4 protein-coding genes are annotated in these 6057 nt (G+C 70.4%); 1 reads left to right on the top strand and 3 read right to left on the bottom strand.

Going from position 1 to position 6057, the window contains the following annotated elements; translation table 11 throughout:
- Positions 1-100: 100 nt before the first annotated feature.
- From ACZ4WH_RS08300 to afsR, 3 genes are all read right to left on the bottom strand, one after another.
- On the bottom strand, positions 101-838 hold the full coding sequence (locus ACZ4WH_RS08300; protein ID WP_468177854.1) for a hypothetical protein: 738 nt from the start codon (positions 836-838) through the stop codon (positions 101-103).
- Between the two features lie 450 nt (positions 839-1288).
- Positions 1289-1468 (bottom strand): regulatory protein AfsS, encoded by a 180-nt coding sequence (gene afsS, locus ACZ4WH_RS08295; protein ID WP_468177852.1) that lies wholly within the window; start codon positions 1466-1468, stop codon positions 1289-1291.
- A 206-nt stretch (positions 1469-1674) separates the two neighbouring features.
- On the bottom strand, positions 1675-4638 hold the full coding sequence (gene afsR, locus ACZ4WH_RS08290) for an SARP-family global regulator AfsR (protein ID WP_468177850.1): 2964 nt from the start codon (positions 4636-4638) through the stop codon (positions 1675-1677).
- A gap of 190 nt (positions 4639-4828) precedes the next feature.
- Between afsR and ACZ4WH_RS08285 the strand changes: the two genes are divergently transcribed.
- Complete coding sequence (locus ACZ4WH_RS08285) at positions 4829-6055, top strand: amidohydrolase family protein (RefSeq protein ID WP_468177849.1); 1227 nt, start codon at positions 4829-4831, stop codon at positions 6053-6055.
- The last annotated feature ends 2 nt before the right edge of the window (positions 6056-6057 follow it).

Here is a 6057-nt window from a genome sequence, read left to right as displayed (position 1 = left end):
CGCCGAAGGCGACGCGCAGCGCCCTTGAGGCGGCCCGTGGAAGCACGACACTGGCCGAGAAGCGAGCGGCCCAACGGTCACCTCACAGCACCGGGCGGCGTCAACATCCTCCGCGCCCCTCCAACGCCCCCAGTACCCCCGACGCTCCCCTGATCTCCCGGACCATCCAATCCGGTCTGTGGAAGACGTCCTCAGCGTTGAAGCGGAGGAGGCTGCGGACCTCGGGGCAGTGCAGGATCTGGTTGAAGCGGTCGATGTCTCGACGGTGGGCGTCGCGGGTGCCGTGGTAGGCGTAACCCTCGATCTCGACGGCGAGGCCTGCCGCCCGGAAGAAGAAGTCCAGGTAACGACGGCGGCCGTCCGGGGTGTGGACCTCGGCCTGGGTCTCCGGTCGCAGTCCGGCGTCGAGCATCCGTAACCGGGCGACCGCCTCGGCCGGTGAGCCGGAACGCAGATCGACGAGACGCAGCCAGTCCCGGGCCCGGGTGGCTCCCAGCCGTGGGGCTTGCAAGGCGAAGGACACGGCGGCGAGGGTGGTGACCGGCGCCCGGCGCTGTCCGTCGATCCGGCGGAAGGTGAGCGCCGACTCCACGGCGACGAGGGCGTCGTACCTGGGCCCTGCCCGGAGAAGGTCGGCGAGCGTACGAGGGACTCGCGTGACGCGGAGCCCGGCCCACTTCTCGACGTCGCTGTCCGGGAGCGGAATCCGGTGGATGCGCGCCTCGGCGAGACCCTGCCGTGCTCCCAGCGTGGGGTCGGTGAACTCCAGGTACTCCGCCGATGAGCGCGTCCCCAGCGTCTCGATCTGCCAGAGGCGAGCGGCCGAGCGGTGACTCACGACGAGCCCCGGCCTGAGAAGCTGCGCTGCCCTCAACCGCAAGGGAAGCCCGACCACCTGCCCGGGCTCGGCCCAGGCACCCCGTCTGATCGGGGTCCATCCCTCCGATTCCAGCCGCCGAGCGAGGGAGACCCGAGGCCACCCGGCCGCGACCGCCCGCGAGGAGAGCAGCACACCCCCCTCGACAAGCCCCCTCAGTTCCCCCCGCTCCACCCGCCCACCCTGCCCGAACTCCCGCCCCCTTCAGCCCCCTGTGGATAACTCCCCTCCCCCAGCGGAAACCAGGGATTGGCAGATCGGTTCCACGGCAGGGCTCGTCGACCTGGGCAAACGCGACACGCTGGTGGTACGAACATGCCAGTCACCGGCGGGTGCCTGGCACCGGGCGCGCCTCGGCCGCGGCGGCTTCCCCTCCGCGCCGCCGCGGCCTGTCTCCGTCGGGGTGGTGGCTTACTTGTCGTTCAGGTCCAGGGCCGGCGGGACGGGAGTGTGCTGGTCCATCGTGGTGACCGGCTCGTCCAGGGCCGGCGGGACGGGAGTGTGCTGGTCCATCGTGGTGACCGGCTCGTCCAGCGCGGGCGGAACGGGAGTGTGCTGGTCCAACGTGGTGATCTTCTTGTCGTTGCTCATGGCTGGTACTCCAAGAGATATGTCATGCGATGAAAGAGCGCCCGTTCGGCAACTCCCCCGTGGGTCGCCGAACGAGCGTTCCCGGAGGCCTCAGAGTAGCCACGAGGCCCAGCGGATCCGCCTGCCCCCCGACAGCGGCGGATCGACACACCGAGAGTGACAGCCACCCATAAACGTTCGATGAACGACGTCGCCGCGGCAGGCGCTCAGGCGGCTGCCACCGGCGCAAGCAAGCTGCGTACTTCGCCGGCTTCCGGCGAGCCCGCTTGTTCGTACAGTGTGAGGGCCTCATGCCAGCAGGCCCGGGCGCGATCGGATTGCCCAAGCGCTTCCAGGGCCGTGCCCAGCATCGTCAGCGCGTTGGCCCTCATCCAGTCTCCACCGATATAACCGATCGCCAACGCCTGTTCGGCGTGCTGGGCCGCCTGAGCCGGGCGCCGTGAAAGCATGTGCACCTGTGCGATGCGAAAGTGCGTCGTTCCTTCCCACAGGCGCTGTCGGCTGTCTGTGAACATGCCGAGCGCCTCGCTCAGTTGCACAAGGGCCTCGGCCAGACATCCGGCCTGTGTGAGCACAATGCCCAAAGCGTAGCGAGCATTGGCCAGACGAATGGACATGCCGAGTTCGTCGTAGATGTCGACGCCCCGCTTCGCCAGCTCTACAGCTTCCTGACTCCGTCCCATCGAGGCGAGGGCGCGGGAAAGGTTGCACACAGCACTTGCTTCGCCTGGTTTGTTGTCATCAGCGCGGAACGCTTCGATGGCCCTCTGTAGATAGATCACGGCGTCCGGGAATCGTCCGGTGCAGTTAGCGACGATTCCCAGCTGATTCGGTGCCGTACTGCTTGTCCAGGGATCGTTGGCCGTCTCGTTGAGCAGATCCGCGTGTTCGGCCTCGAGTCTGGCCTCATCGAACCGTCCCGACTGGCTGAGGACTTGTGCCAGCGTGATCCGGGCGCGGGTCTCGGCGTGCGCGTCTCCAACTCCGGCGGCTGCGTCACGCGCGGCTGCGGCTGTTGTCTCGTACCGGCGAGCGCTGGCGCCGGACTCAGCCAGATCTATGGTGGCCAGCAAGAGATCGACGGCTCGTCGCAATGTGGGCGCCTTCAGCGACTGTTGAACACATGCGAGAAGGGGCTCGGCTTCCGTATGCAGCCAGTCCAGCGCGGCCGTGGCGCTGGGGAACTCACTTCCCGGACGCTGGACGTCCTCAAGATGTGCGACCGTCCGATCCCCCGGCCGCTCCATCGCATAAACCCGCGCCGCCGTGGCCAGATAAAAGTCCAGCAACCGAGACATCGCCGCCTCCCGCTCGCTGGGCGGCCACTCGTCCCTCTCCGCACAAGCCCGCGCATAGAGCCGCACCAGGTCATGGAACCGGTACCGCCCAGGCGCCGCCGACTCCAGCAGCGACGTGTCCACCAGGGACTCCAGCAGGTCCTCCGTCTCCTCCGCGGGGAGGTCCAGGACCGCGGCGGCAGCGGCAAGCGAAATGTCCGGGCCGTCCGCCAGGCCCAGCAGGCGGAACGCCCGAGCCTGGGGCGGTTCCAGTTGGCCGTAGCCGAGTTCGAAGGTGGCCTTGACCGCCAAATCCCCGGCTTGCAGCTCATCGAGCCGGCGCCGCTCGTCCGCCAGCTTCGCCGCCAGGACCGAGACCGTCCAGGTGCGGCGGGCCGCCAGACGGGAGGCCGCGATGCGGATCGCCAGCGGGAGGAAGCCGCAGGCCGCCACCACGTCCAGCGCGGCCTCGCGTTCCGCCGCCACCCGTTCCTCGCCCACGATCTTCGTGAACAGCGCCAGCGCCTCGTCCGGGGACATGACGTCCAGGTCGACCAGGTGGGCGCCGGCGAGGTCGAGCATGCGGACGCGGGAGGTGACCAGGGCCGCGCAGCCCTCGGTGCCGGGGAGCAGGGGCCGTACCTGGGCCGCGTCCTTCGCGTTGTCCAGCAGGACCAGGACCCGGCGGCCGTCCAGGACCGAGCGGTAGAGCGCCGAGCGTTCCTCCAGGGAGTCGGGGATCGCGGTGTCGGGCGTGCCGAGCGCCCGCAGGAAGGAGCCCAGCACCGTCTCCGGCTCTGCCGGCCTCGGCCCCGCGCCCTGGAGGTCCACGTACAGCTGGCCGTCCGGGAAGGCCGGGCGGGCCCGGTGGGCCACGTGCACCGCCAGGGTGGTCTTGCCGACGCCGCCGATACCGGCCAGGGCCGAGACCGCCATCACCCGGCCCTCCGCCTCGGACGCCGAGGACAGCACCTCGGTCAGTTCCGACACGAAGGAGGAGCGGCCGGTGAAGTCGGGGACGGACGCGGGGAGCTGGGCCGGGCGGACCGGGGTCGCCGTCGGTTCCGCCATCGGGGCCGATGGTTCCGCCAGGGCCGGGTCCGCCTGGAGGATGCGCTGCTGGAGTTCGCTCAGGCCGGGGCGGGGGTCGACCCCCAGTTCCTCCGCGAGCAGGCGGCGGGTGTCGGCGTACACCGCCAGGGCCTCCGCCTGTCGGCCGCTGCGGTACAGCGCCAGCATCAGGAGTTCGCGCAGGCGCTCTCGGAGCGGGTGCGCCGCCGTCAGGGCCGTCAGTTCCGAGACCGCCTCCGCGTGGCAGCCCTGTTCCAGGTCCAGGTCAAGGCGGGTTTCCAGCAGGCCGAGCCGCCACTCCTCCAGGCGGGCCCGCTGGGCCTCGGCGTACGGGCCGGGGACCCCGGCCAGCGGTTCGCCGTCCCACAGGTCCAGGGCCTGGTTCAGCAGGGCCCGGGCCCGGCCCAGGTCCCCGGTGCCCCTCGCCTTCTCCGCCTCCGCCGCCAGGTCCTGCGCGACCGCCAGGTCGAGGGCGCCCTCGCGCAGACCCCGGATCGCGTACCCGCCGGACTCGCTGGTCAGGACGCCGGGGTTCAACACCTTGCGCAGCCGGGAGGCATACGTGCGGACCGCCGCCAGCGCCTGGGACGGCGGCTCGGACCCCCACAGCGCGTCGATCAGCTCCGCCGCCGTGGCCGTACGGCCCTCGCGCAGCAGCAGCGCGGCCAGCAGGGCGCGCTGCTGGGGGGAGCCCGTGCTGAGCGCCTCCTCGCCGCGCCAGGCCCGCACCGGACCGAGCACGCCGAAGCGCATCGGGCCGGGCTCCGCGACGGGCGCGGAGCCGGCACGCCGCTGCTCGGGTACTCGCGGCCCACCGTCCATGCGTTCGTCCCCCTCGGCATCACGAACAACCCCGTCAGTTTGCCTTGTTCCGGGCGGTTGCGTCAGCCGTGGGAGACGCCGATCACAGAGGGCCACACCTGGGTGCACAGAGCCCTCACAACCTCTTCGCATGCCGGTCGCCGGACAGCGGTAGCTGACGGACCGTCAGATCGGCGCTACGGTGACAGGCATGGAGACCACACAGTTCCCGCTGATCATCTCCGTCGACGACCACACCGTTGAGCCCGCCGGCGTGTGGCAGGACCGGCTGCCGAGGAAACACCGGGACGCCGGGCCCCGGATCGTGCGCGCGCCGCTGAAGGAGATGACCTTCCTGGGTGGGCGGTTCAAGCCCGTCATGGGCACGCCGGGCAGCGACGAAGGGCCCGTCGGCGACTGGTGGGTGTACGAGGATCTGCGCCGGCCGCTGACCCGCCTGGACACCGCCGTCGGGTGCGCCAGAGACGAGGTCAGACTCGAAGTCATCACGTACGAGCAGATGCGGCCCGGGTCGTACGACGTGCCCGCGCGCCTCGCCGACATGGATGTCAATCACGTCCAGTCGGCCGTCTGTTTCCCCACCTTCCCCCGCTTCTGCGGGCAGACCTTCACCGAGGCCGCCGACAAGGAACTCGCCCTGCTCTGCGTCCGCGCCTACAACGACTGGATGGTGGAGGAGTGGTGCGGGGCGCAGGCACGCGGGCGGTTGATACCGCTCACGCTCATACCCCTGTGGGATGCCGAGCTGGCCGCACAGGAAGTGCGGCGGAACGCCGCGCGCGGGGTCCGGGCCGTCGCCTTCTCCGAGATTCCGCCGCATCTCGGCCTGCCGTCCGTGCACACCGACGACTGGGACCCGTTCCTCGCGGCCTGCGACGAGACCGGCACGGTCGTCGCCATGCACATCGGGTCCAGCAGCCGCATGCCGTCGACCTCCGCCGACGCCCCGCCCGCCGTCGGTTCCACCATCACCTTCGCCAACTGCTGCTTCTCGATGGTCGACTGGCTGATGAGCGGCAAGTTCGAGCGTTTCCCGCACCTCAAGGTCATGTACGCCGAGGGGCAGATCGGCTGGATTCCGTACATCCTGGAGCGCGCCGATGTGGTCTGGGAGGAGAACCGGGGGTGGGGCGGGGTCGCCGACAAGGTCACCCGGCCGCCGTCCGAGCTGTTCGCCGAGCACGTCCACGGCTGCTTCTTCGACGACGCCTTCGGGCTCAGGAACCTCGACGCCATCGGCGTCGGGAACGTCCTGTACGAGACCGACTACCCGCACTCCGACTCCACCTGGCCCAAGTCCCGCGAGGTCGGCGAGGCGCAGATGGGGCACCTGCCGGCCGATGTGGTCGAGCGGATCGTCCGCGGGAACGCCATCGAGCTGCTGGGGCTGACCCCGGAAGGGCTGTGGCGGGCGTGAGC

It is taken from the genome of Streptomyces sp. NPDC029138 (assembly GCF_055564375.1).
Note: the sequence above shows the minus strand (reverse complement) of the source record. Positions and strands in the feature narration are given on the sequence as shown.

Excerpts from the sequence above, each read along its gene's own strand:
- afsR (WP_468177850.1), bottom strand. The coding sequence starts at position 4,638 with ATGGACGGTGGGCCGCGAGTACCCGAGCAGCGGCGTGCCGGCTCCGCG.
- afsS (WP_468177852.1), bottom strand. The coding sequence starts at position 1,468 with ATGAGCAACGACAAGAAGATCACCACGTTGGACCAGCACACTCCCGTT.
- ACZ4WH_RS08285 (WP_468177849.1), top strand. The coding sequence starts at position 4,829 with ATGGAGACCACACAGTTCCCGCTGATCATCTCCGTCGACGACCACACC.